The following is a 22354-nucleotide window of genomic DNA, read 5'->3' on the forward strand; positions in this document are numbered from 1 at the left end:
TGGGAAGCATTGCCTTTTCTGATCCCTTCGCTTTGCGCCATGGTGAGGAATCTGAAATGAAGAAACTTTAGGATAGGCCAAGCTACGCCATGCTACGAACCCTAGAAAAAACCCCTAAGGGCAGCACGAAGAATCTACGCCGTTGGCACATGACTGCGATTCTGGAGGTTTTGCGGAGAATTCCGGGGCTTCCCAGAAGTCGTCTCGCCCGTTTACTTCGCCTTTCCCCCTCTGCGGTGACCGAGGCGGTGGGAGAACTCTTGGCAGAGGGGCTTCTTGTGGAAAGGCCCCTGCCTCCCAAGGGCCAGGGCAGGCCCTCCATCGCCCTCGAGGTGGAGGGGGAACGCAACCTCGTCCTGGCGTGGGAGATTGATGTGGACCGCATGGCCGTGGCCCTGATGAGCCTCGTGGGGGAGGTTCGGGCGAAGACCCTCCTTCCCCCCGCCCCCGAGCGCCCGGAGGAGGCCCTCACCCTTTTGGTCAGGGCCACGGGCCCCTTGCTCAGGGGAAAGCGGCTCCTCGCAGCCGCGGTCACCGTTCCCGGCCTCTTGGAGCCAGAGGAGGGGCACCTGACCCTGGCCCCTAACCTGGGCTGGAAGGACCTGCCCTTTGGGCAGATGGTCCGGGAGGCCTTGGCGGAACTCGGCTTGGAGGGCCTACCCCTGGTGGTGGAAAACGAGGCCAACGCCGCCGCCTACGGCCTGTACGCCCTGGGGAGGTGGGAGGTGGACCACTGCCTTTACCTGAACCTCGGGGTGGGCGTGGGCGGCGGGGTGGTGGTGGACCGCAAGGTCTACCACGGGGCCCGCTTTCACGCAGGGGAGGTGGGGCACATCCCCCTGGACCCCGAGGGGCCCCCTTGCGGCTGCGGCAAGCGGGGGTGCGCGGAGGTGTACCTGAGCTACAGAAGGTGGCAGACAGGAGCCTCTGAGGCCCTCCTCGGAGAGGTGGCGGAAAGGCTCGCCCAGCTTTGCGCCATCGTCCTGAGCACCTTAGACCCAGGACTCGTAGTCCTCGGCGGCCCCCTGGCCGAGGTGGCGGGGGAGGGGCTCCTTGGGGAGGTGCGGCGCCGGCTCCCCCGCTATGCCCTAAGGGTGCATAGCCCCGAGCAGGTGGTCCTTTCGCCCTTTGGGCGGGAAGCGGCCCTCTTGGGGGCCGGCGCTCTGGCAGCTACGCGGTTTATAGAACATCTGGCGTTTGCGGAGGTGGTGTAGGTGTACGAGCCCAGACCAGAGCACAAGTTCACTTTTGGCCTTTGGACCGTGGGCAACGTGGGCCGGGATCCCTTCGGGGACGCCGTTCGCGAAAAGCTAGACCCGGTTTACGTGGTCCACAAGCTGGCGGAGCTTGGGGCTTACGGGGTGAACCTCCACGACGAGGACTTGATCCCGCGGGGCACGCCCCCCCAGGAGCGGGACCAGATGGTGAAGCGCTTCAAGAAGGCCCTGGAGGAGACCGGCCTCAAGGTCCCCATGGTCACCGCTAACCTCTTCTCGGACCCCGCTTTCAAGGACGGGGCCTTGACGAGCCCCGACCCCTGGGTCCGGGCCTACGCCTTGCGGAAAAGCCTGGAAACTCTGGACCTGGGGGCCGAGCTCGGCGCCGAGATCTACGTGGTCTGGCCGGGCCGGGAAGGAGCAGAGGTGGAGGCCACAGGCAAGGTCCGGAAGGTATGGGAGTGGGTGCGGGAAGCGTTGAACTTCATGGCCGCCTACGCCGAGGAGCAGGGATATGGGTACCGCTTCGCCCTCGAGCCCAAGCCCAACGAACCCCGGGGGGACATCTACTTCGCCACTGTGGGGAGCATGCTGGGCTTCATCCAGACCCTGGATCGCCCCGAACGCTTTGGGCTGAATCCCGAGTTTGCCCACGAGACCATGGCCGGGCTCAACTTTGTGCACGCGGTAGCCCAGGTCCTGGATACAGGGAAGCTCTTCCACATAGACCTCAACGACCAGCGCATGAGCCGGTTTGACCAGGACCTCCGCTTCGGCTCGGAGAACCTCAAGGCGGCCTTTTTCCTAGTGGATCTACTGGAAAGCTCCGGTTACCAGGGCCCCCGCCACTTTGACGCCCACGCCCTGCGCACCGAGGACGAGGAAGGGGTGTGGGCCTTCGCCCGGGGGTGCATGCGCACCTACCTCATCCTGAAGGAAAAGGCCCAGGCCTTCCGGGAGGACCCCGAGGTACAAGCCCTCCTCGCCGAGTACTACCGGGAGGACCCCAAGGCCCTGGCCCTCCTCGGCCCCTACAGCCGGGAGAAAGCCGAGGCCTTAAAGCGAACCGAGTTTCCCCTGGAAGCCAAAAGGCACCGGGGCTACGCCCTGGAGCGGCTGGACCAGCTCGCTGTGGAGTACCTTTTGGGGGTCCGCGGATGAGGGCAGCCATCGGTCTAGACCTGGGGACGAGCGGCCTTAAGGCCTTGGTGCTGGACGAGGAGGGCAGGAAGCTTGCGGAGGCCCGGGCCGCCTACCCCCTTTACACTCCAAGGCCGGGCTGGACGGAGCAGGACCCCCAGGACTGGGCCCGGGCCTTGAAGGAGGTGTTCCGGGCCCTGGCGCCGAAGCTTGCGGGCTTGGAGGTGGTGGGCCTGGGGCTTTCCGGGCAGATGCATGGGGCGGTGTTCCTGGACCGGGGGGGCCATCCCCTCCTTCCCGCGCCCCTTTGGAACGACCAGCGCACGGAAGCGGAGGCCCGGTGGATTGAGGAAGTCCTTCCTCGGAAGGAACTCATCCGCCGCACGGGGAATCCAGCGGTCACCGGCTTCCAGCTTCCCAAGGTCCTCTGGCTCAAGCGCCACCACCCGGATCTCTTTGCCAGGGTCCACCGGGTCCTCCTGCCCAAGGACTACCTGGGGTTCCTCCTCACAGGGGTCCAGGCCGCGGAGTACTCGGACGCCTCGGGGGTGGGGGCCATGGACATCGCCCGGCGGGTCTGGGACGAAGAACTTCTTCGTGCCTTGGGCCTCGCCCCCGAACTTTTCCCGGAACTCGGGGAAAGCCACCGGGTGGTGGGACGCTTGAAGCCGGAGTGGGCCGAGGTCTTGGGGGTGAAGGCGGGGATCCCCGTGGTGGCGGGGGCAGGGGACAATGCGGCGGCGGCCTTGGGCTTGGGCCTTTCCCGCCACCGAAAGGGCTTGGGGAGCGTGTCCTTGGGGACGAGCGGGGTTATCTTCCTCCCCTTGGAAACCCCGACCCCGGACCCCGAGGGCCGCGTCCACCTTTTCTGTCATGCCGATGGGGCCTACCACCTCCTGGGGGTCACCCTGAGCGCGGCCGGGAGCCTGGAGTGGCTGCGGAAGCTCTTTCCCGAGGCCGGGCTGGAGACCCTTCTCCGGGAAGCCGAGGCCGCTCCCCTCGGGGCCTTGGGCCTCTACTTCCTCCCCTTCCTCGCCGGGGAGCGTAGCCCCTACCTCGAGCCCCGGCTCCGGGGGGCCTTCCTGGGGCTTTCCCTGGCCCACACCCGCGGGCACGTGGTGCGGGCGGTGCTGGAGGGGGTGGCCCTGAGCCTCGGGGTGGTCCACCGGGTCATGCGGCACTTGGCCCAGGCCGAGGCCTACCTGGCCACCGGGGGTGGGTCGGCCTCGGACCTCTGGCTGGCCCTCCTCGCCGGGGCCCTAGAGGCCCCCGTCCTCCGGGTGGTGGGCGAGGAGGGGGCGGCGCGGGGCGCGGCGATCCTGGCCCTGGTGGGGACAGGGGTCTACCCCAGCCTGGAAGAGGCCCTCCGGGCCACCCGGCCGGAGGCGGTTCCCGGGCCACCGCCCGTGGAAGGGGTTGGGGCCTTGCTCCCAGATTACGAGGCCTGGGTGGAGCTCCTCTTGGAGCGCTACCGGAGGTCGCCGTGAACCTCGAGGCCCTAAAGCGCCTTCGCCGCTTCATGGAGGAGCGGGGCTTCCCCCACTTCTACGTGGCCCGCCCCGAGAACTTCGCCTGGCTGGTAGGCGGGGAGAACACCCTGGGGATGGGGGAAGGTGTGGCCTACCTGGAGGTGGGGGAGGAGGTGGTCCTCCACACCAGCGCCATAGAGCACCCCCGGATGGTGGAGGAGGAGGCCCCGTGGCTTCCCGTAAGGGTCCACCCCTGGTACGCCTTCCCGCTCCCAGGAAGCCCCAACGACCTGGAGCACGACCTCACCCCCCTCCGCCTCGTCCTTTCCCGGGAGGCGCAGGAGGCCTTTTCCCACCTCGGACGGGAGGCGGCCATGGCGGTGGGGGAGGTGGTGCGCTCGGCCCGGCCGGAGTGGACGGAGTACGCCCTCGCCGGGGCCTTGGCGGAGGCCCTCTGGGCCAAGGGCATCCGGCCCCTCCTCCTTTTGGTGGCGGGGGAGGGGAGGCTCTTCCGGCACCGCCACCCCCTGCCCAAGGAGAAGCCTTTGGGGCGGGCCTTCATGGCGGTGGTGTGCGCCGGGCGGGGGGGCCTGGTGGCGAACCTGACCCGGATGGTCTCCTTGGGCCATGCTGAGGTGGAGGTCAGGTACCGGAAGGTTTTGGAGGTGGAGGCGGCGGCCCTATCTGCTTCTCGGCCTGGGGCGACTTTGGGGGAGGTCTTCGCCGCCCTCCAGGGGGCCTATGCCCGGGTGGGCTTTCCCGGGGCCTGGGAGGAGCACCACCAGGGGGGCGTGGGGGGGTACCGGTCCCGGGAGGCCATCGCCACGCCGGGGCATCCTTTGGTTCTGGAAGCGGGGATGGCCCTGGCCTGGAACCCGAGCCTTTCGGGGGCCAAGGTGGAGGACACCTTCCTCCTCACGGAGGGGGGCCTCCTGAACCTCACGGAGGACCCCTTCTGGCCTGTGGTGGAGGTGGGGGGGAGGAGGCGGCCAGATCTTTGGAGGGGAAAATGGTGAGGCTAGGTCTAGTGGGCGCAGGTTGGTGGGCAGGTGAGGTACACGCCCCGGCTTTCCACGGAGCGGGAGCGCGGATCCAAGGGGTGTACGCCCAAGGGAGCCCCCGGGCCAAGGCCCTGGCCGAGGCTTACGGGGGGAAGGTGTACGAGGCTTACGAAGCTCTCTTAGAAGAAGTGGACGCCGTGGCCATCTCTGCGCCCGATACCGCCCATGTGCCTTTAGCCCTCGAGGCAGTCCGCCGGGGGAAACACATCTTCCTGGAAAAACCCGTGGCGGTGAACCTCGGGGAAGCCCTTGCCTTGCAGAAAGAGGTGGAGATGAGGGGGGTGGTGGCCATGACCGCCCTCACCGCCCGGGCCGACTGGGGAGCGGAAACCGCCTTCCGCTACCGGGACCGCCTTGGGGAAGTGGTGGCCTTCCGAGGTGCCTTCCTCGCCGACTATCTGGCGGACCCCAAAGCCCCCATTCCTTGGCGGGCGAGGCTTGCCGGCGGGGGCCGGCCGGGAGTGGTGGGTGACCTCGGGGCCCACCTCTTTGACCTCGCCGCCTGGTTTTTGGACCAGCCCCTGAAGGCCGTCTTCGCGCGGACAGCGATCCTTTTCCCCGGAAGGGAGAACCCGGACTGGGCGGGGGTTCTCGCCCAAGCAGGCCGGGCCCAGGGCACCTTGGAGCTATCCCGCGTCCATCCCGTGCGTCGTCAGGCGCTCTTCCTGGAACTCGAGGGAGAGCGAGGGGCCTTGAAAGTGGTTCCGGCCCTGGCGGGAAGGGCGGGGGAAACCCAGATCCTTTGGTCAGAGCGCCCCGGGGTCTGGGAACCCCTTCCCCTAGACCCAGGCCTCCTGAGGGGCCGGGACCCCAGGGAGCCCTGGGGCCTTTTCCACTTCCGCGAGCTCGCGCGGCGCTTCCTTGGGGCCGTGGAGCAGGGGGAGAAGCCCACGCCTTCCCTCCGGGAGGGGATCCTGGCCCAAGCGGTGATCCAGGCGGTGGTGGAAAGCGCTGAAGAAGGGACGGAAAAGGAGGTGGAACGTGTTTGAGGGCAAGGTGGCGGTGATCACGGGGGCGAGTCGAGGGATCGGCCGGGCCATCGCCCTAGCCCTGGCAAGGCGGGGAGCGGACCTGGTGCTTGCAGCCCGGGACCAAGAGCACCTTTTGGCTGGGGCCCGGGAGGTGGAGGGCCTGGGCCGGAGGGCCCTTGTGGTGGCCGGGGACCTACGCCGTGAGGAAGCGGTGGAAAACCTCCGCCAGGCAACCTTAAGGACCTTCGGTACGGTGGACATCGTAGTGAACAACGCCGGAGTGGGGAAGTACGGACCTCTTCTGGACTTCACTCCGGCAGACTACGACTGGATCATGGACACCAACATGCGGGCGAGCTTCCTGGTCACCCGGGCCTTCCTGCCCACGCTTTTGGAGAAAGGGTCAGGGGATCTGGTCTTCGTAGCCTCCGTGGCAGGGCTCAAGGGGCTTCCCCAAGAAGCGGTTTACTGCGCCAGCAAGTTCGCCCAGGTGGGGTTTGCCCAGGCCTTGGACCACGAGCTTCGGGAAAAGGGGATCCGGGTGAGCGTGGTGGCCCCCGGGGGGGTGAAAACCGAGTTCGCCTTGGGCACCGGGAGGGTTCCGGGAGACCCCCGCCTGGAGCACTTCCTCAAGCCCGAGGAGGTGGCGGAAGCTGTAGTCTTCGCCCTAGCCCAGCCTCCCCACGCCCGGGTCTTCCTGATAGGCATGCGCCCCATGGCGGAGCCCCTCTAGGCCCCAGGTCCTTTCCGGGCACCGGGCAGTACCGGCTGTTTTGGGTTCTCGGCACCCAGTCGGGATAAGCCCGCCCACCTCCGAGAGGGGGTGTTCCGGCGCTTCCAAGCCAGGGGCCTGTAGCCTTTTACCATAGGGTCATGGACCCGATCCTTGCCCTCGCGGAGAGTCGGCTCCTGCCCCTCCTCACGGTCCGGGGCGGGGAGAATCTCCAGGGCCTCGCCCGGGCGCTTTGGGAGGAGGGGGTGCGGTGCCTGGAGGTCACCCTGCGCACGGAGGCGGGGGTTACCGCCCTAAGGGCCCTAAGGGAAAGCGGCCTCCTCCTGGGAGCAGGCACGGTGCGGAGCAGAGCCCAGGCGGAGGCCGCCCTGGAGGCCGGGGCCCGGTTTCTCGTCTCCCCCGGGCTGAAGGAGGAGGTGGCCCGTCTGGCGCGGGAGAGGGGTGTCCTCTACCTCCCGGGCGTTCTCACCCCCATGGAGGTGGAGCATGCTCTGGACCTGGGCCTTTCGGCCCTCAAGTTCTTCCCCTCGGGGGCCTTCCACGGGGAGAGGGTGCTCAGGGCCTACGCCGAGGTCTTCCCCGAGGTGCGCTTCGTGCCCACGGGGGGGATCGCCCAAGGCGACCTCGAGGCCTACGCCCGGCTCCCCAACCTTTTGGCGGTCGGGGGAAGCTGGCTCGTCCAAGGAAGCCTGGAGGAGGTGCGGGCCAAGGTAAGGGCAGCCCGGGCCCTCCTTAAGCCCCAAGCTCCTGGCTGATCCTTTGGGCTACCTTCTTGACCTGTTCGGCCACCTCGGGGATCCGCGCCTCGTCCAGGTAAAGGGCAGCCGTGGACACGCTCACCGCCGCCACGGGCTCGCCGCGACCGTTGAGGATGGGTGCAGCCACACACCGTACCCCGGGCTCGTTCTCCTCGAGGTCCAGGGCGTAACCCCGAGCCCTTGTGGAGAGGAGCTCCTCCCGGAAGCGGGCATAGTCGGCGATGCTCCTCGAGGTCCGGGCGAGGCCCGGGTGGAAGGCCTCACGCCACCTTTCCTCGGGCAGAAAGGCTAAAAGGGCTTTTCCCAAGGCCGTGGTCTGGGCGGGAAAGCGGCTTCCGATCTGGCTGGCGAGGACGAGTTCCCGCTTGCCGGGAACCTTGTCCACGTAAACCACTTCCTTGCCGTCCAGGACGGCCAGGTGTACGGTCTCCAGGGTGGCATCCCGCAGGGCCTCGAGGTGGGGACGGGCGAGGCTGGGCAGGTGCAGGCTTCCGTAGGCCTTGAACCCCAGGCGGATGAGCTTAGGCCCCAGGAAGTAGCCCTTCCTGGGCTCGTGCCGCAGGTAACCCTGCCGCACCAAGGCGGAAAGAATACGGTGGGCTGTGCTCCGGCTTAAGCCCAAGGCCTGGGCCAGGCCCGGGAGGTCGTGGACGCCCTCGGCCACACGTTCCAAAAGCCAAAGTCCCCTGAGGAGGGTCTGGGCCCCGCCGGTCCCGGCAGCCCTCCCGCCGCGCCCCTTCATGGCTCCCATTATATGGGATAAGGTCAGAGCTTGACAATATATGGGATCAAGGTGTATATAGTGGGACGAAAGGAAAGGTGGTGAAGATGAAACGGATAGCGGCGGTCTTGGTGGCGGTTCTGGGACTGGGACTGGCCCTGGCCCAGACCTACACCCTGCGCTTCAACCACGTTCTGGGCCCCAACCACCCCTACCACGCGGGCTTCCAAACCTGGGCGGAACGGGTGGCCCAAAGGACCGGCGGGGACCTCAGGATCCTGGTCTTCCACAGCTCGCAGCTTGGAATTGAAGAGGACATCATTGAACAGCTTCGCCAAGGCATCCCCCTGGGCCAGAACACCGATGGAGCCCGGCTTGGGAACTACGTGAGGGAACTCGGCGTCTTCAACGGGCCTTACTTCGTGGAGGACTACGCCGCGGTGGAAAGGCTCGCGAGCCTTCCCGTGGTCCAAGGCTGGATTGAGCGCCTGGCCCAGCAGTACGGGATCCGCGTGGTCTGCTTCAACTGGGTCCAGGGCTACCGCCACTTCATGACCAACAAGGCCGTGCGCCGCCCCGAGGACCTTAAGGGCCTTAGGATCCGCACCCCGCCCGCGCCCGTCTGGCAGGAGTCGGTGCGGGCCTTGGGGGCGACCCCGGTGGCCCTCCCCTTCGGGGAGATCTACTCCGCGCTCCAACAGCGGGCCATTGATGGGACCGAACTGGTCTACGCCAACATCCCTGACATGAGCCTGTGGGAGGTGCTGAGGTACGTCAACGAGACCAAGCACTTCCTCCTCATCAACTTCCAAGTGGTGGGGGAGGCCTGGTACCAGCGCCTGCCCGCCAACTACCGGCAGATCCTGCGGGAGGAGTGCGTGCGCGCCGGACGGGAAACCTCCATGCGGATTCAGCAGGAGGAAGCCCGGATTAAGCAGCTCGCTCAGCAACGGGGCATGACCATCGTGAGCGACGTGGACCTCGCCGCCTTCCGCAAAGCGGCGGAGACCGCCTATGAGCGGCTCGGCCTTAAGACGGTGCGGGATGCTCTCTACCAGGCCCTGAGGAAGTAGTCCTCTGGCCCCCCGCAGCCCGGGGGCTATTTCCGCTCATGAACGGACCAACGAACGCCCTCCAGCGCCTGGAAGAGTTTCTGGCCAAGACCTTTCTCCTCGCCTCCACCCTCATCGTCTTCGCCGGGGGGGTGGGGCGTTTTCTTGGGCATCCCCTGGACTGGTCCATAGACCTGGCCACCTTCACCTTCGCCTGGGCGGTGTTCCTGGGCGGGGACCTCGCCCTAAGGGAGAACCGGCACGTGGCCGTGGAGAACCTGCTTCACCTCCTGCCCCCGGGGGGGAGGCGGTGGGCTAGGGTGGGGGTCTGGCTCCTCGTCGCCCTCTTCCTGGCCCTCCTCTTGGTCTATAGCCTTCAGGCGGCTTACCAGACCCGCTTCCGGAGCTTCCAGGGGATCCCTGGCTTCAGCTACGCCTGGGTCACCTTGAGCGCGAGCGCGGGGAGCCTCCTCATGCTCCTCACCGCCTTGGGGAGGCTCCGCCAGGCCCTGAAGGGGTAGCCATGCTGCTGAGCTTCGCGGTGTTCCTCCTCCTCCTGCTTCTGGGGATGCCCGTGGTCTTCGCCATCGGGATCGGGGGGCTCGTCTTCTTCCTCACCCAGCCCGGCCTCCAGCTCACCATGCCGGTGCAACTGGCCTTGGCGGAGACCCAGAACTTTTCCCTCCTGGCCATCCCCACCTTCATCCTGGCCAGCAACCTGATGAACGAGCTTGGGGTTACCCGGAGGCTCCTCCGCTTCGCCCACGTGGTGACGGGGTTCGTGCGGGGCGGGCTCGCTCAGGCGAGCGTCCTCCTGGGTTTCCTCATGGGGGGGGTTTCGGGGTCCGCCATCGCCGACGCCACCATGCAGGCGAGGCTCCTGGGCCCGGAGATGGTGCGCCGGGGGTATGCCCGGGGGTTTATCGCTGCCCTGCAGGGGTTCTCGGGGCTCCTCGCCGTGGCCATCCCCCCCAGCATCGGCCTCATCCTCTACGGGAGCATCGGCCAGGTGTCCATCGGCCAGCTCTTCGCGGGGGGGATCGGGTTAGGGGTGCTCTTGGCGGTGGCCTATATGTTCACCGTGGCCCTCCTAGCCCGGAGGCGGGGGTACCTTCCCGAGGCCCCCCCGCCCACGGCCAAGGAGGTTTGGGCGGCCCTCCGGGAAAGCTTCTTTGCCGTGCTTTTCCCCTTCCTGCTCCTTGCCGCCCTGCGCTTCGGGGTCTTCGTCCCCTCGGAGGTAGGGGCGGCGGCGGTGGTCTACGCCCTCTTGGTGGGGCTCATCTACCGGGAGCTTTCCCTTGAGGGAGTGAACCGGGCCCTGGCCCACTCGGTGCGGGACGTGGGCATAGTGGCCCTCCTCATCGCCATGGCCGCGGTTTTGGGCTACGGGATGAAGTGGGAGATGTTTCCCCAGCAGGTTTCGGCCTTTCTCCTGGAGACGGTGCAGAACCCCCAGGTGGCCCTCCTCCTCATCCTTCTGGCCCTCCTGGTCCTGGGCACCGTGCTGGACTCCACGGTGATGATCATCCTCCTCACCCCCATCCTGGTCCCCGCGGCTAAGGCCTTGGGGATTGACCTGGTCTACTTCGGCGTGCTCATGGTCATGACCTGCGCCGTGGGGCTCCTCACGCCCCCCGTGGGGCTTTCCATGTACTCGGTCTGCTCGGTGATGGGGTGCGGCATCGGGGAGTACGTGCGGGAGGGGTGGCCCTTGCTGGTTGCCACCCTTTTGGTCCTTCTTCTCGTGTACCTCTTCCCCGGGGTGGTGCTTTTCCTGCCCCGGTTGCTCTTTGGAGGTGGGGTGTGAAGCTCAAAGGGAAGAAAGCGCTGGTCATCGCGGCGGGCCAGGGGATCGGCCGGGCCATCGCCGAGGCCTTCCAGAAAGAGGGAGCGGAGGTCCTAGGGGCCACCCTCCACCCCGAGAAGCTTCAGGGGGTGGTGCCCGCGGTGCGCTTGGATGCCCGGGACAGGGAGGCGGTCTTCCGCCTCATCCAGAGCCTGGACCGCCTGGACATTTTGGTGAACGCCCAGGGGGTGGTGCCGGTGGGAGGCCTTCTCGAGGCCACGGACCAGGACTGGGAGGAGGCCTTCCTCCTGAACGCCAAGAGCGTGTTCTGGGCCATGCAGTCCGCCCTCCCCAAGATGGCCGCCCAGGGCGGGGGAAGCGTCATCAACATCGCTTCGGTGGCGGCCTTCAAGATGGTGCCCGGCCGCTTCGTCTACAGCGCCACCAAGGCCGCCTTGGTGGCCATGACCAAGGCCGCGGCCCTGGAGTTTGCGCCCAAGGGGGTACGGGTCAACGCCATCTGCCCGGGGACAGTGGACACCCCATCCTTAAGGGAGCGAGCGGGAAGTGAGGAAGGCCTAAAGGCCTTCGCCGAGAGGCAGCTTCTTGGGAGGCTCGGTCGGCCGGAGGAGATCGCCGCTTTGGCGGTCTACCTGGCCTCGGACGAGGGGGCCTTCGCCACGGGGAGCGCCTTCGTGGTGGACGGGGGGATGAGCCTGTGAGGTGGCGGGCGGACTTCCTCTCGGCCTGGGCGGAGGCCCTCTTGCGAAAGGCGGGAGCAGACGAACCCTCCGCCAAGGCGGTGGCCTGGGCCCTCGTGGAGGCGGACCTCAGGGGGGTGGGAAGCCACGGGCTCTTGCGCCTCCCCGTTTACCTGCGCCGCCTCGAGGCCGGTCTGGTGAACTCCAGGCCCACCCTTCCCGTGGAGGAGCGGGGCCCCGTGGCCCTCCTGGACGGGGAGCACGGCTTCGGACCCCGCGTGGCCCTAAAGGCCGTGGAGGCGGCCCAAAGCCTCGCAAGGAGGCACGGCCTCGGGGCCGTGGGGGTGCGGCGGAGCACCCACTTCGGCATGGCGGGCCTCTACGCGGAGAAGCTCGCCCAGGCAGGTTTCCTGGCCCTCGTCACCACCAACGCCGAGCCCGACGTGGTGCCCTTCGGGGGGCGGGAGAAGGCCTTGGGCACCAACCCTCTGGCTTTCGCCGCCCCGGCCCCTCAAGGGATCCTCGTGGCCGACCTGGCCACCTCGGAAAGCGCCATGGGCAAGGTCTTCCTAGCCCGGGAGAAGGGGGAGAGGATCCCCCCAGGCTGGGGGGTGGACCGGGAGGGGAACCCCACCGAGGACCCCGGCCGGATCTACGCCTTAAGACCCATGGGAGGGGCCAAAGGGTACGCTTTAGCCCTTATGGTGGAGGTTCTCTCCGGCGTCCTCACGGGGGCAGGGGTGGCCCACGGGATCGGGCGGATGTACGACGAGTGGGACCGGCCTCAGAACGTGGGCCACTTCTTCCTAGCCTTGGACCCTGGCCGCTTCGTGGGAAAAGAGGCCTTCCTGGAGCGGATGGGGGCCCTTTGGCAAGCCCTAAAGGCCACTCCCCCGGCGCCGGGGCACGAGGAGGTCTTCCTCCCCGGGGAGTTGGAGGTTAGGAGGCGGGAGCGGGCCCTGGCGGAAGGGGTGGCCCTTCCGGAGCGGGTGGTGGCGGAACTTAAGGCCTTGGGGGAGCGCTACGGCGTGCCTTGGAGGGACGATGCTTGAGGTGGTGACGGCGGGGGAGCCCCTGGTGGCCCTGGTGCCCCGGGAGCCCGGACACCTTCGGGGAAAGCGCCTTCTGGAGGTGTACGTGGGCGGGGCCGAGGTGAACGTGGCCGTGGCCCTGGCCCGGCTTGGGGTCAAGGTGGGCTTCGTGGGCCGGGTGGGGGAGGACGAGCTTGGGGCCATGGTGGCGGAAAGGCTCCGGGCCGAGGGGGTGGACCTCACCCACTTTCGCAGGGCGCCGGGGTTCACGGGGCTTTACCTGCGGGAGTACTTGCCTTTGGGACAGGGAAGGGCCTTCTACTACCGAAAGGGCTCGGCGGGAAGCGCCCTCGCCCCCGGGGCCTTTGATCCCGACTACCTGAAGGGGGCCCGCTTCCTGCACCTAAGCGGCATCACCCCGGCCCTTTCTCCTGAGGCCCGGGCCTTCAGCCTTTGGGCCATGGAGGAGGCGAGGCGGCAAGGGGTGCGGGTGAGCCTGGACGTGAACTACCGTCAGACCCTATGGCCCCCCGAGGAGGCCCGGGGCTTCCTGGAGAGGGCCCTTCCCGGGGTGGACCTCCTCTTCTTGAGCGAGGAGGAGGCGGAGCTCCTCTTCGGCCGGGCGGAGGAGGCGTTGCGGGCGCTTTCCGCCCCCGAGGTGGTCCTGAAGCGGGGGGCCATGGGGGCCTGGGCCTTCGTGGACGGGAGGCGGGTGGAGGGAAGCGCCTTCGTCGTGGAGGCGGTGGACCCCGTGGGCGCGGGGGACGCCTTCGCCGCCGGTTACCTGGCGGGGGCGGTGTGGGGGCTACCGGTGGAGGAGAGGCTTCGCCTCGCCAACCTCCTCGGGGCCTCGGTGGCGGCGTCCCGGGGAGACCACGAGGGGGCGCCTTACCGGGAGGACCTCGAGGTCCTCCTGAAGGCAACCCAGACCTTCATGCGCTAGGGGGAGAGGATGGAACGGAAAGCCCTGGTTACCGGTGGAAGCCGCGGCATCGGCCGGGCCATCGCCGAGGCCTTGGTGGCCCGGGGCTACCGGGTGGCCATCGCCAGCAGGAACCCGGAGGAAGCGGCCCAGAGCCTCGGGGCCGTGCCGCTTCCCACCGACTTGGAGAAGGACGACCCCAAAGGGCTCGTCAAGCGGGCCCTCGAGGCCCTAGGCGGCCTCCACGTCCTGGTCCACGCCGCGGCGGTGAACGTGCGCAAGCCCGCCCTGGAGCTCTCCTACGAGGAGTGGCGCCGGGTGCTCTACCTGCACCTGGACGTGGCCTTTCTCCTGGCCCAGGCGGCGGCCCCCCACATGGCGGAGGCGGGCTGGGGACGGGTGCTCTTCACCGGCTCGGTGACCACCTTCACCGCCGGGGGGCCCGTGCCCATCCCCGCCTACACCACGGCCAAGACCGCCCTCCTGGGCCTCACCCGGGCCCTGGCCAAGGAGTGGGCCCGCCTGGGGATCCGGGTGAACCTCCTCTGCCCGGGCTACGTGGAGACGGAGTTCACCCTCCCCTTGCGGCAGAACCCCGAGCTCTACGAGCCCATCACCGCACGGATTCCCATGGGACGCTGGGCGAAGCCCGAGGAGATCGCCCGCGTGGCCGCGGTCCTCTGCGGGGACGAGGCGGAGTACCTCACGGGGCAGGCGGTGGCGGTGGACGGAGGGTTCTTGGCCTACTGATCCCCCTCCCTCGGAGAACCCCGGATGGCGCCCGGCCCTTGACGGGAAAGGGGCCGCGGGGTAAAGTGGGCTTACCGACCGGTCGGTGAGCTATGCTGACGACCACGAGAGACCGCATCCTGGAGGAGGCCGCCAGGCTCTTCACCGAGAAGGGCTACGAGGCCACCAGCGTCCAGGACATCGCCCAGGCCCTGGGCCTTTCCAAGGCCGCCCTCTACCACCACTTCGGGAGCAAGGAGGAGATCCTCTACGAGATCAGCCTCTTGGCCCTGAGGGGGCTGCTGGCGGCGGGGGAGGAGGCCCTCAAAGAAGAAGACCCCAAGGAGGCCCTCCGCCGCTTCATGGAGGCCCACGCCCGCTACTTTGAGGAAAACTACCCCTTCTTTGTCACTATGCTCCAGGGGATAAAAAGCCTGTCCCCGGAAAACCGCCTAAGTACCATCGCCCTCCGCGACCGGCACGAGGAAAACCTCCGGGCCATCCTCAGGCGGGGCGTGGAGGCCGGGGTCTTCCGGGAGGTGGACGTGGCCTTGGCGGGGCGGGCCATCCTCTCCATGCTCAACTGGATGATCCGCTGGTTCCGGCCAGAGGGGCCCATGCGGGCGGAGGAGGTGGCCCGTGGGTACTACGACCTGATCCTGAGGGGGTTAGAGCGTGGAAATCCCTGAGCACAAGGAGATCCGGGAGCTTGCCCGGAGGTTCCTCTCCGAGCGGGGTGGGGAGCTTAGGGCCTACGAGGAGAAGGAAGCCTTCCCCTGGCCCCTGGTGGAGGGGATGGCGGGGCTTGGCTTCCTGGGGGTCTTCGTCCCCGAGGAGCTGGGCGGGGCGGGGCTAGACTTCTTCGCCTACCTCGCCCTCCTGGAGGAGATGGGGGGGTGGGCCTCCCTGCGCTCCATCCTTTCCGTACAGCAGAGCCTGGTCCTCACCCCCCTCCTCGCCTACGGCACCGAGGCCCAGAAGGCCCGCTACGTGCCCCGCCTCGCCCGGGGGGAGGTCCTGGGGGCCTTCGGCCTCACGGAACCGGAGGCCGGGTCGGACGCGGGAAGCCTCAAGACCCGGGCCTACCGCGATGGGGACTTCTACGTGCTGGAGGGGCAGAAGACCTTCATCTCCCACGCCAACGTGGCTCAGGTCTTCCTCGTCTTCGCCAAGACCGACCCCGAGAAGGGGGCCAAGGGGATCACCTGCTTCCTGGTGGAGCGGGAAGACGGGGTGAAGACGAGCCCCTTGAAGGGAAAGCTGGGCCTAAAGGCGGCGGACACGGGGATGGTCTTTCTGGACGGGGTCCGGGTGCCCAAGGACCGGGTCCTGGGGAAGGAGGGGGAGGGGTTTAAGATCGCCCTCTCCACCCTGGACACGGGGCGCATCTCCCTGGCGGCGGGGGCGGTGGGGCTCATGCAACGCGCCTTGGACCTCTCCGTGGCCTATGCCCGGGAAAGGAAGCAGTTCGGCCGCCCCATCGCCCAGTTCCAGCTGGTGCAGGAGCACCTGGTCTCCATGAAGCTGGACCTGGAGGCCAGCCGGCTCCTCGCTTACCAGGCCGCCTGGAAGAAGGTGAGGGGGGAGCCCTACACCCTCGAGGCCAGCCTGGCCAAGCTCTTCGCCTCGGAAGCGGCCAACCGGGTGGCCTACCGGGCCATCCAGGTCCACGGGGGGTACGGGTTCTTTGAGGAGTACGAGGTGGCGAGGCTCTACCGGGACGCCCGCATCCTCACCCTCTACGAGGGGACGAGCGAGGTGCAGAAGCTCATCCTCGGGGCCCACCTGACGGGGATGCGGGGCTTTCAGTGAGGTGAGGGAAATGCCCATGTACTTTGAGGACTTCGAGGTCGGCCAGAGGTTCGTCACCCCGGGGCGGACGGTGACCGAGGCGGACGTGGTGAACTTCGCCGGGGTCTCCGGGGACTACAACCCCATCCACACCGACGCCGAGTTCGCCAAGAGCACCCCCTTCGGCCAGCGCATCGCCCACGGGCTTTTGGTCCTCGCCATGCTCACCGGCCTCAGGCAGCGCACCGGCCACCTAGAGGGCACGGTCATCGCCTGGCTGGAGATCCGGAACTACCGCTTCTTGAAGCCCGTCCTCATCGGCGACACCGTCCACGGGGAGACGGAGATCGTGGAGAAGCGGGAAACCTCCAAACCGGACCGGGGGGTTGTGGTCCAGAGGGTGCGGGTCCTGAACCAAAGGGGCGAGGTGGTGCAGGAGGGTGAGTTCGTCACCATGATCCGCAGGCGCCCCCAGGAGGAGGCTTGAGCCCCTTCGCCCGCTGGTTCCAGGCGCAGGTGGTAAGGAAGGGGGCGGGGGAGGCGGAGCTTCTTTTGGAGGTGCGGGAGGAGTTCCTCCAGGGGCAGGGGCTCGTCCACGGGGGGATCCTGGCGGCCCTTCTGGACAGCGCCCTGGGCCAGGCGGTGGAGAGCCTGGGGGCGAAGGTGGTGACCGCCGAGCTTTCCGTAAGCTACCTGAGGCCCGTGCGGGAGGGGGTGCTCCTCGCCCGCGGTTGGGTGGTCCACCCAGGGCGCCACCTCCTCCACGCCGCCGGGGAGGCCCTCCTGGAGGGAAAGCGGGTGGCCTTCGCCAAGGGGGTCTTCTACCGGGTGGGGTAAGGGCTTATACTGAGTCCAAAGGCAAGGAGGTGCGCATGTTCCCGAGCACCATGATGGAGGAGGAACTCAACCTTTGGGACTTCCTGGAGCGGGCGGCGGAGCTTTTTGGCCGGAAGGAGGTGGTCTCCCGCCTCCACACCGGGGAGGTCCACCGCACCACCTACGCCGAGGTGTACCGCAGGGCCAAGAGGCTCATGGGGGGGCTTAGGGCCCTCGGGGTAGGGGAGGGGGACCGGGTGGCCACCCTGGGCTTCAACCACTTCCGCCACCTCGAGGCCTACTTCGCCGTCCCCGGCATGGGGGCGGTCCTCCACACCGCCAACCCCCGCCTCTCCCCCAAGGAGATCGCCTACATCCTGAACCACGCCGAGGACAAGGTCCTCCTCTTTGACCCCAACCTCCTCCCCCTGGTGGAGGCCATACGGGGCGAGCTCAAGACCGTGCGCCACTTCGTGGTCATGGACGAGAAGGCCCCCGAGGGCTACCTGGGCTACGAGGAGGTCCTGGGGGAGGAGGTGGACCCCGTGCGGGTGCCGGAGCGGGCCGCCTGCGGCATGGCCTACACCACCGGCACCACGGGCCTGCCCAAGGGAGTGGTCTACAGCCACCGGGCCCTGGTCCTCCACACCCTCTCCGCCAGCCTCGTTGACGGCACCGCCCTTTCCGAGAGGGACACCGTCCTCCCCGTGGTCCCCATGTTCCACGTGAACGCCTGGTGCCTGCCCTACGCCGCCACCCTGGTGGGGGCCAAGCAGGTCCTGCCTGGGCCCAGGCTGGACCCCGCCTCCCTGGTGGAGCTCTTTGACGGGGAAGGGGTCACCTTCACCGCCGGGGTGCCCACGGTGTGGCTGGCCCTGGCGGACCACCTGGAAGCCACGGGCCACCGCCTGAAGACCCTGAGGCGGCTCGTGGTGGGGGGCTCGGCCGCGCCCAGGAGCCTCATTGAGCGCTTTGAGCGCATGGGCATAGAGGTGCGCCAGGGCTACGGCCTCACCGAGACCTCCCCGGTGGTGGTGCAGAACTTCGTGCAGAGCCACCTGGAAGCCCTCCCCCAGGAGGAAAAGCTCACCCTAAAGGCCAAGACGGGCCTCCCCATCCCCCTGGTGCGCCTAAGGGTGGCGGACGAGGAGGGCCGCCCCGTGCCCAAGGACGGGAAGGCCCTGGGGGAGGTCCAGCTCAAGGGCCCCTGGATCACCGGGGGCTACTACAAGAACGAGGAGGCGAGCCGGGCCGCCCTCACCCCGGACGGCTTCTTCCGCACCGGGGACATCGCCCTTTGGGACGAGGAGGGTTACCTGGAGATCAAGGACCGGCTCAAGGACCTCATCAAGTCGGGCGGGGAGTGGATCTCCAGCGTGGACCTGGAAAACGCCCTCATGGGCCACCCCAAGGTGAAGGAGGCGGCGGTGGTGGCCATTCCCCACCCCAGGTGGCAGGAGAGGCCCCTAGCGGTGGTGGTGCCCAGGGGCGAGAAGCCCACCCCGGAGGAGCTGAACGAGCACCTCCTAAAGGCCGGCTTCGCCAAGTGGCAGCTCCCCGACGCCTACGTCTTCGTGGAGGAGATCCCGAGGACCAGCGCGGGCAAGTTCCTCAAGCGGGCCTTGAGGGAGCAGTACAGGGGCTTTTACGGAGGCGCCTGATGTTCCCAGAGATGTTCCGCTTGGACGGCAAGGCGGCCCTGGTCACCGGAGGCTCCCGGGGGCTCGGCCTCGAGGCCGCCCTGGCCCTGAAGGAGGCGGGGGCCAGGGTGGCGGTGGTGGCCCGGCGGGCGAGCTTCTTTGAGGAGGCCCGCAAGGTTCTGGGGGAGGAGGCCCTCTACCTGGAGGGGGACGTGCGGGACGAGGCCCGCCTGGAGGAGATCGCAGAAGAGGTGGAGGAGAAGCTTGGACCCTTGACCGTCCTGGTGAACGCCGCCGGGATCAGCTGGGGCGCCCCTTCCCTGGAGATGCCCGTGGAAAAGGTCCGGGAGGTCCTGGAGGTGAACCTGGTGGGGGCCTTCCTGGCGAGCCGGGTGGCGGCCCGGCGCATGAAGGAAAGGGGCTACGGCAAGATCATTCACATCGCCTCCGTGGCCGGCCTCAAGGGGGAGTACCCCGAGGTCCTGGACGCCGTGGGCTACTCCGCCTCCAAGGGAGGCCTCATCGCCCTCACCCGGGACCTGGCGGTGAAGTGGGGGAGGTGGGGCATACGGGTGAACGCCCTCGCCCCGGGCTTCTTCCCCACCCGGATGACGGAGAAGGTCCTGCCCAAGGCCGAGCCCCTCCTCAAGGCCACCCTGCCCCTGGGCCGCCCCGGGAGGCCTGGGGAGCTTGGGGGGGCGGTCCTGTTCCTGGCCTGCCCCGCCTCGGACTACATTACCGGGGCCGTCCTCCCCGTGGACGGGGGGGCCACCGCCCTCTAAACGTCGGGAAGAGGAGCTACGCCAAGCACCCGCTACTGGGCTTGCCTTGCAAAGGTCGGGACGACGGACGTATACTCGCGCCCCGATGGGCAAGCGCGGCTTTGTTCGCAGGGAGGCAAGCCCCAAGGAGGTCCTGGAACACTGCCTGCGCCTGGCCCAGGAGGTGGCCCCACCCACCCCCAAGGGCAAGCGGGGCCGCCCCTGGCGCTACGACCACGCCCTATACCTGGCCCTCCACCTTTACCGCGCCTTCTTCCGCCTCACCTACCGCAAGACGGAGGCCTTCCTCCAGGACCTTATGGAAAGGCCCTTCCCCTCCCACCAGTCCCTGGCCCGCTACGCCGTGCATCACCTGGACCCCAAACTCCTTGAGGCCCTCCTGGAGAGGCTTTCCCGGGAACTGGAGGCCCACCTGGCCTCCTTGCCTTCCCCTGAAGAGGAGGGTCAGGAGCCAGGGCGCCCCCAGGCCTCTTCCCCGGGAGCCCCTCCCGGAGCGCTTTCCCCCCCTCTACCTCATGGACACCACGGGGCTGGCCTACAGGAGCAAGGACCGGCTTCTCCGCTTCCGTCGGGGGAAGGAGGTGCGGCGGGTGCGGGGGCACGCGCGGCTTCTGACCCTGATGCGGTGGGATAAGGGGAGGCGGCTCTTGTGGCCCTGGGGTGGGGTGGCCGGGGAGGGCTACGCCCCGGACCCTCGGCTTGGGGGGAAGGCCCTGGGGCGGTTTGCCCTTACTGGGGGGTGGCTTTTGGCGGACGCGGGGTTTGACGGGAAGGAGGTGTGGGGGGCTTTGGGGGAGGCGGGGGTGCGGCCGGTGATCCGGCTTCGGGGCGGGGGCGAGGCCAGGGACGAGGTGCGGGTGCGGGCGCGGGAGGGGTGGGACCCCGAGGTGTACCGGTTTCGCGGGGTAGTGGAGGGGGTGTTTGGGGGGATGAAGACGCGGCTGGGTGGGGGATACCTCATGGAGCGGAAGCCTTGGACGGCCATGGCGCGGGCGCTTTTGGAGCTCATCGCCTACGGCCTTAGGGTTCTTCTCTCCCTTCTCCCACCCCCTCCGGGGTACAAGGCGATTTACTAGGCAAGCCCCCCGCTACTTGACTTCCAGGATGGGTGGGGTTAGCTTGGAGTTAACCGACCGGTTAGTAAGGGGGTTGAAATGAAGAGGGTGATGGTGATCGGGACGCTTCTTTTGGGTTTGACATGGACCTTGGCCCAGGAGGCTCACCGCTGGCCTAGGCAGATCCTCTTCGGTTCTACTGAGGTAGGTACGGCCGGATACTCCCTCCTCGTGGCCTGGTCGGCGGAGTTTACCGCAGCCACGGGGGTCCAGGTGCGGGTGGCACCCGAGGCCACGCCCACCATCACAGCCTGGCTTTTGGAACGCCGTGTGGACTTCACCTCTGCCCCCCTCACCGTTCTGGTGGAGGCCTTGGACGGGGAGCGGGGGTACCGGCCCGGTCCCTTACGGGTTGTCTACCCCGCCATCCTCACCCCCTGGGGTCTCATGACCCGGGGAGACACCCCCTACCGACGGGTCCAGGACATTGGCCCAGGGGTCCGCCTTTCTTGGCCCCCCTTTTCCTACTTCCATCGGATTTTGGACGGACTCCTCGCCTGCAGGGGGCTCACACGGGAACAGGTGCGCCTGGTGCCGGTGGCCAACTACAGCGCCAACTCCCGGGCCATTGCCGAAGGAAGCGCCGATCTGGCCTTCACTTCTCCCGTTTCGGACGTGAACGTGGAAGTGGAGGGGGTCGTGTAAGGATTTATGTGTAAGGGTCCGTGTTTAATAGGGGGGCACACCTTAGCACGAGGAGGTGCCCCGTGGACCAGGATACCTTGCGAATCTTGCTGAGGGAAGCGGTGCGGGAAACAGTGACCGAGGTTTTGCAGACGGTTCTGGAGCTGGACCGGACGGCCTTCCTGCAGGCGCACGGGGGCCGCAGGAACGGCTACTACCCCCGCAAGCTGGAGACCACCTTCGGCCAGGTGGACCTGAAGGTCCCTAGAGATCGGGAGTCTCGGTATTACCCGGCTTTCCTTAAGCCCTACGCCCGCCGCCTGGTGGACGTGGGAGAGGTGGCCGTGGCCTTGTACGCCGCCGGGGTCAGCCAGCGCAAGGCGGCCGAGATATTGAGCCTGCTCTTAGGCCACCGCTACTCCCACGAGACCCTAAGCGCTCTGACCGACCAAGTCCTGGAGGCGGCAGGAGCCTTCCGCACCCGGCTTTTGCCCGAGGAGATGGCCTTCGTCTACCTGGACGGGCTTTCCCTAAAGGTCTTCAGGGAAGGAGAAGGGATCGTGCGGGAAAGCGTGTATGTGGCCCTGGGCATCGCCCCTGATGGGGAGAGACGGGTCCTGGGGTTCTGGCTTTTGCCCACGGAGAGCGCCCTGGGATGGGAGGGGGTCCTGGGGGAGCTTTGGCAGCGGGGCCTGCGGCGGGTATTGCTCTTCATCACCGACGGGCTGCCCGGGCTTCCCGAGGCGATCCGCAGGGTCTACCCTCAGGCGGAGTGGCAGCGGTGCGTGGTGCACGGGGTGCGGTGGAGCCTGTCCCAGGTGCGGGCGCGGGACCGGGCCCTGCTGGCCGAGGACCTGAGGCGGGTGTACGGGGCGGAGAGCCGGGAAGAAGCTCTTGGGGCCTTGGAGGAGGTGAAGGCCGCCTGGGGTTCGCGGTACCCGGGGGTGGTGGGGCTGTGGGTGGGAGACTCCGGGGCCTTCCTACGCTTCTACGGGTACCCCAAGGTGCTTTGGCCGTACTTGCGGAGCACCAACCTGATGGAGCGGTTTATCCGGGAGGTACGGCGGGGGACGAAGGTGCGGGACCACAAGTTTCCTAAGGAAGAGGCGGTGTACAAGCTTCTTTACCTGGAGTCGGAGAGGCAGGCTGCTTCGCGAAGCGAACATCTTGCAGGGAAGTGGGCAGAACGGAAACTAAAGGGGTTCTCGGAGGTGAAGGAGGTGCTGGAGAAGATGCTTCAGGAGCGGTATGCCCCCCGTACACAGACTCTTACACAGAGTCCTTGACACGACCCC

23 protein-coding genes and 1 pseudogene are annotated in these 22354 nt (G+C 67.8%); 23 read left to right on the forward strand and 1 reads right to left on the reverse strand.

From position 1 onward, the window contains the following. Positions 1 to 149 precede the first annotated feature (149 nt). The 7 genes from ACZ5RK_RS12200 to ACZ5RK_RS12230 all read left to right on the forward strand — a co-directional run bounded on the left by ACZ5RK_RS12200 (position 150) and on the right by ACZ5RK_RS12230 (position 7346). The gene (locus ACZ5RK_RS12200) at positions 150 to 1214 is read left to right on the forward strand and encodes an ROK family protein (protein ID WP_464910245.1); all 1065 of its coding nucleotides are present in this window, start codon (positions 150 to 152) and stop codon (positions 1212 to 1214) included. Next, positions 1215 to 2378 carry a xylose isomerase gene (gene xylA, locus ACZ5RK_RS12205; protein WP_464910246.1) on the forward strand — a complete coding sequence of 388 codons (1164 nt, stop codon included), beginning with the start codon at positions 1215 to 1217 and terminating at the stop codon, positions 2376 to 2378. It begins immediately after the preceding gene. Beyond that, positions 2375 to 3844, forward strand: a complete 1470-nt coding sequence (gene xylB, locus ACZ5RK_RS12210; protein ID WP_464910247.1) for a xylulokinase — start codon at positions 2375 to 2377, stop codon at positions 3842 to 3844. Before xylA ends, xylB begins: the two co-directional genes overlap by 4 nt. Next, positions 3841 to 4842 carry a M24 family metallopeptidase gene (locus tag ACZ5RK_RS12215; protein WP_464910248.1) on the forward strand — a complete coding sequence of 334 codons (1002 nt, stop codon included), beginning with the start codon at positions 3841 to 3843 and terminating at the stop codon, positions 4840 to 4842. The genes xylB and ACZ5RK_RS12215 overlap by 4 nt, the downstream gene beginning before the upstream one ends. After that, positions 4836 to 5876, forward strand: coding sequence for a Gfo/Idh/MocA family protein (locus ACZ5RK_RS12220; protein WP_464910249.1), 1041 nt, complete (start codon positions 4836 to 4838; stop codon positions 5874 to 5876). Before ACZ5RK_RS12215 ends, ACZ5RK_RS12220 begins: the two co-directional genes overlap by 7 nt. Continuing rightward, positions 5869 to 6591, forward strand: coding sequence for an SDR family oxidoreductase (locus ACZ5RK_RS12225; protein WP_464910250.1), 723 nt, complete (start codon positions 5869 to 5871; stop codon positions 6589 to 6591). Before ACZ5RK_RS12220 ends, ACZ5RK_RS12225 begins: the two co-directional genes overlap by 8 nt. Positions 6592 to 6731: 140 nt before the next feature. Further along, positions 6732 to 7346 carry a bifunctional 4-hydroxy-2-oxoglutarate aldolase/2-dehydro-3-deoxy-phosphogluconate aldolase gene (locus tag ACZ5RK_RS12230; RefSeq protein ID WP_464910251.1) on the forward strand — a complete coding sequence of 205 codons (615 nt, stop codon included), beginning with the start codon at positions 6732 to 6734 and terminating at the stop codon, positions 7344 to 7346. Here the strand turns inward: ACZ5RK_RS12230 and ACZ5RK_RS12235 are convergent. Then, positions 7324 to 8091, reverse strand: coding sequence for an IclR family transcriptional regulator (locus ACZ5RK_RS12235; RefSeq protein WP_464910252.1), 768 nt, complete (start codon positions 8089 to 8091; stop codon positions 7324 to 7326). The two genes, ACZ5RK_RS12230 and ACZ5RK_RS12235, sit on opposite strands and share 23 nt — an antisense overlap. Positions 8092 to 8177: 86 nt before the next feature. On the opposite strand from ACZ5RK_RS12235, the gene ACZ5RK_RS12240 reads away from it, so the two are divergent. From ACZ5RK_RS12240 to ACZ5RK_RS12315, 16 genes and pseudogenes are all read left to right on the forward strand, one after another. Next, positions 8178 to 9143, forward strand: a complete 966-nt coding sequence (locus tag ACZ5RK_RS12240) for a C4-dicarboxylate TRAP transporter substrate-binding protein (RefSeq protein ID WP_464910253.1) — start codon at positions 8178 to 8180, stop codon at positions 9141 to 9143. A gap of 38 nt (positions 9144 to 9181) precedes the next feature. Then, on the forward strand, positions 9182 to 9643 hold the full coding sequence (locus ACZ5RK_RS12245) for a TRAP transporter small permease (RefSeq protein WP_054647035.1): 462 nt from the start codon (positions 9182 to 9184) through the stop codon (positions 9641 to 9643). A gap of 2 nt (positions 9644 to 9645) precedes the next feature. Continuing rightward, positions 9646 to 10929: a TRAP transporter large permease gene (locus ACZ5RK_RS12250; RefSeq protein WP_464910254.1), complete on the forward strand. Its 1284-nt coding sequence runs from the start codon at positions 9646 to 9648 to the stop codon at positions 10927 to 10929. Continuing rightward, positions 10926 to 11630, forward strand: a complete 705-nt coding sequence (locus ACZ5RK_RS12255; protein WP_054647036.1) for an SDR family oxidoreductase — start codon at positions 10926 to 10928, stop codon at positions 11628 to 11630. The genes ACZ5RK_RS12250 and ACZ5RK_RS12255 overlap by 4 nt, the downstream gene beginning before the upstream one ends. Next, a complete protein-coding gene (locus ACZ5RK_RS12260) occupies positions 11627 to 12661 on the forward strand; it encodes an Ldh family oxidoreductase (protein WP_464910255.1) in 1035 nt (344 codons plus the stop codon). Before ACZ5RK_RS12255 ends, ACZ5RK_RS12260 begins: the two co-directional genes overlap by 4 nt. Then, on the forward strand, positions 12654 to 13583 hold the full coding sequence (gene kdgK / locus ACZ5RK_RS12265) for a 2-dehydro-3-deoxygluconokinase (protein WP_464910256.1): 930 nt from the start codon (positions 12654 to 12656) through the stop codon (positions 13581 to 13583). The genes ACZ5RK_RS12260 and kdgK overlap by 8 nt, the downstream gene beginning before the upstream one ends. A gap of 9 nt (positions 13584 to 13592) precedes the next feature. Then, positions 13593 to 14312, forward strand: a complete 720-nt coding sequence (locus ACZ5RK_RS12270; RefSeq protein WP_464910257.1) for an SDR family NAD(P)-dependent oxidoreductase — start codon at positions 13593 to 13595, stop codon at positions 14310 to 14312. A 92-nt stretch (positions 14313 to 14404) separates the two neighbouring features. Further along, entirely contained in the window at positions 14405 to 14980 is a 576-nt protein-coding gene (locus tag ACZ5RK_RS12275; protein WP_464910258.1) for a TetR/AcrR family transcriptional regulator, read from the forward strand. Beyond that, a complete protein-coding gene (locus ACZ5RK_RS12280; RefSeq protein WP_464910259.1) occupies positions 14967 to 16103 on the forward strand; it encodes an acyl-CoA dehydrogenase family protein in 1137 nt (378 codons plus the stop codon). Before ACZ5RK_RS12275 ends, ACZ5RK_RS12280 begins: the two co-directional genes overlap by 14 nt. 10 nt (positions 16104 to 16113) lie before the next feature. Beyond that, positions 16114 to 16569 (forward strand): MaoC family dehydratase, encoded by a 456-nt coding sequence (locus ACZ5RK_RS12285; RefSeq protein WP_054647037.1) that lies wholly within the window; start codon positions 16114 to 16116, stop codon positions 16567 to 16569. After that, positions 16566 to 16919, forward strand: coding sequence for a PaaI family thioesterase (locus ACZ5RK_RS12290; protein ID WP_464910260.1), 354 nt, complete (start codon positions 16566 to 16568; stop codon positions 16917 to 16919). Before ACZ5RK_RS12285 ends, ACZ5RK_RS12290 begins: the two co-directional genes overlap by 4 nt. A gap of 35 nt (positions 16920 to 16954) precedes the next feature. Then, positions 16955 to 18559: a long-chain fatty acid--CoA ligase gene (locus tag ACZ5RK_RS12295; protein ID WP_464910261.1), complete on the forward strand. Its 1605-nt coding sequence runs from the start codon at positions 16955 to 16957 to the stop codon at positions 18557 to 18559. After that, complete coding sequence (locus ACZ5RK_RS12300) at positions 18559 to 19320, forward strand: SDR family oxidoreductase (protein ID WP_054647038.1); 762 nt, start codon at positions 18559 to 18561, stop codon at positions 19318 to 19320. Before ACZ5RK_RS12295 ends, ACZ5RK_RS12300 begins: the two co-directional genes overlap by 1 nt. A 491-nt stretch (positions 19321 to 19811) precedes the next feature. Continuing rightward, a pseudogene (locus ACZ5RK_RS12305) lies at positions 19812 to 20396 on the forward strand (transposase); the annotation flags it as partial. A gap of 78 nt (positions 20397 to 20474) precedes the next feature. Continuing rightward, positions 20475 to 21080 carry a TAXI family TRAP transporter solute-binding subunit gene (locus ACZ5RK_RS12310; RefSeq protein ID WP_464910262.1) on the forward strand — a complete coding sequence of 202 codons (606 nt, stop codon included), beginning with the start codon at positions 20475 to 20477 and terminating at the stop codon, positions 21078 to 21080. Between the two features lie 20 nt (positions 21081 to 21100). Continuing rightward, positions 21101 to 22345, forward strand: coding sequence for an IS256 family transposase (locus tag ACZ5RK_RS12315; RefSeq protein ID WP_464910263.1), 1245 nt, complete (start codon positions 21101 to 21103; stop codon positions 22343 to 22345). Positions 22346 to 22354 lie beyond the last annotated feature (9 nt).

The sequence above is a fragment of the Thermus kawarayensis JCM 12314 genome (assembly GCF_055393575.1).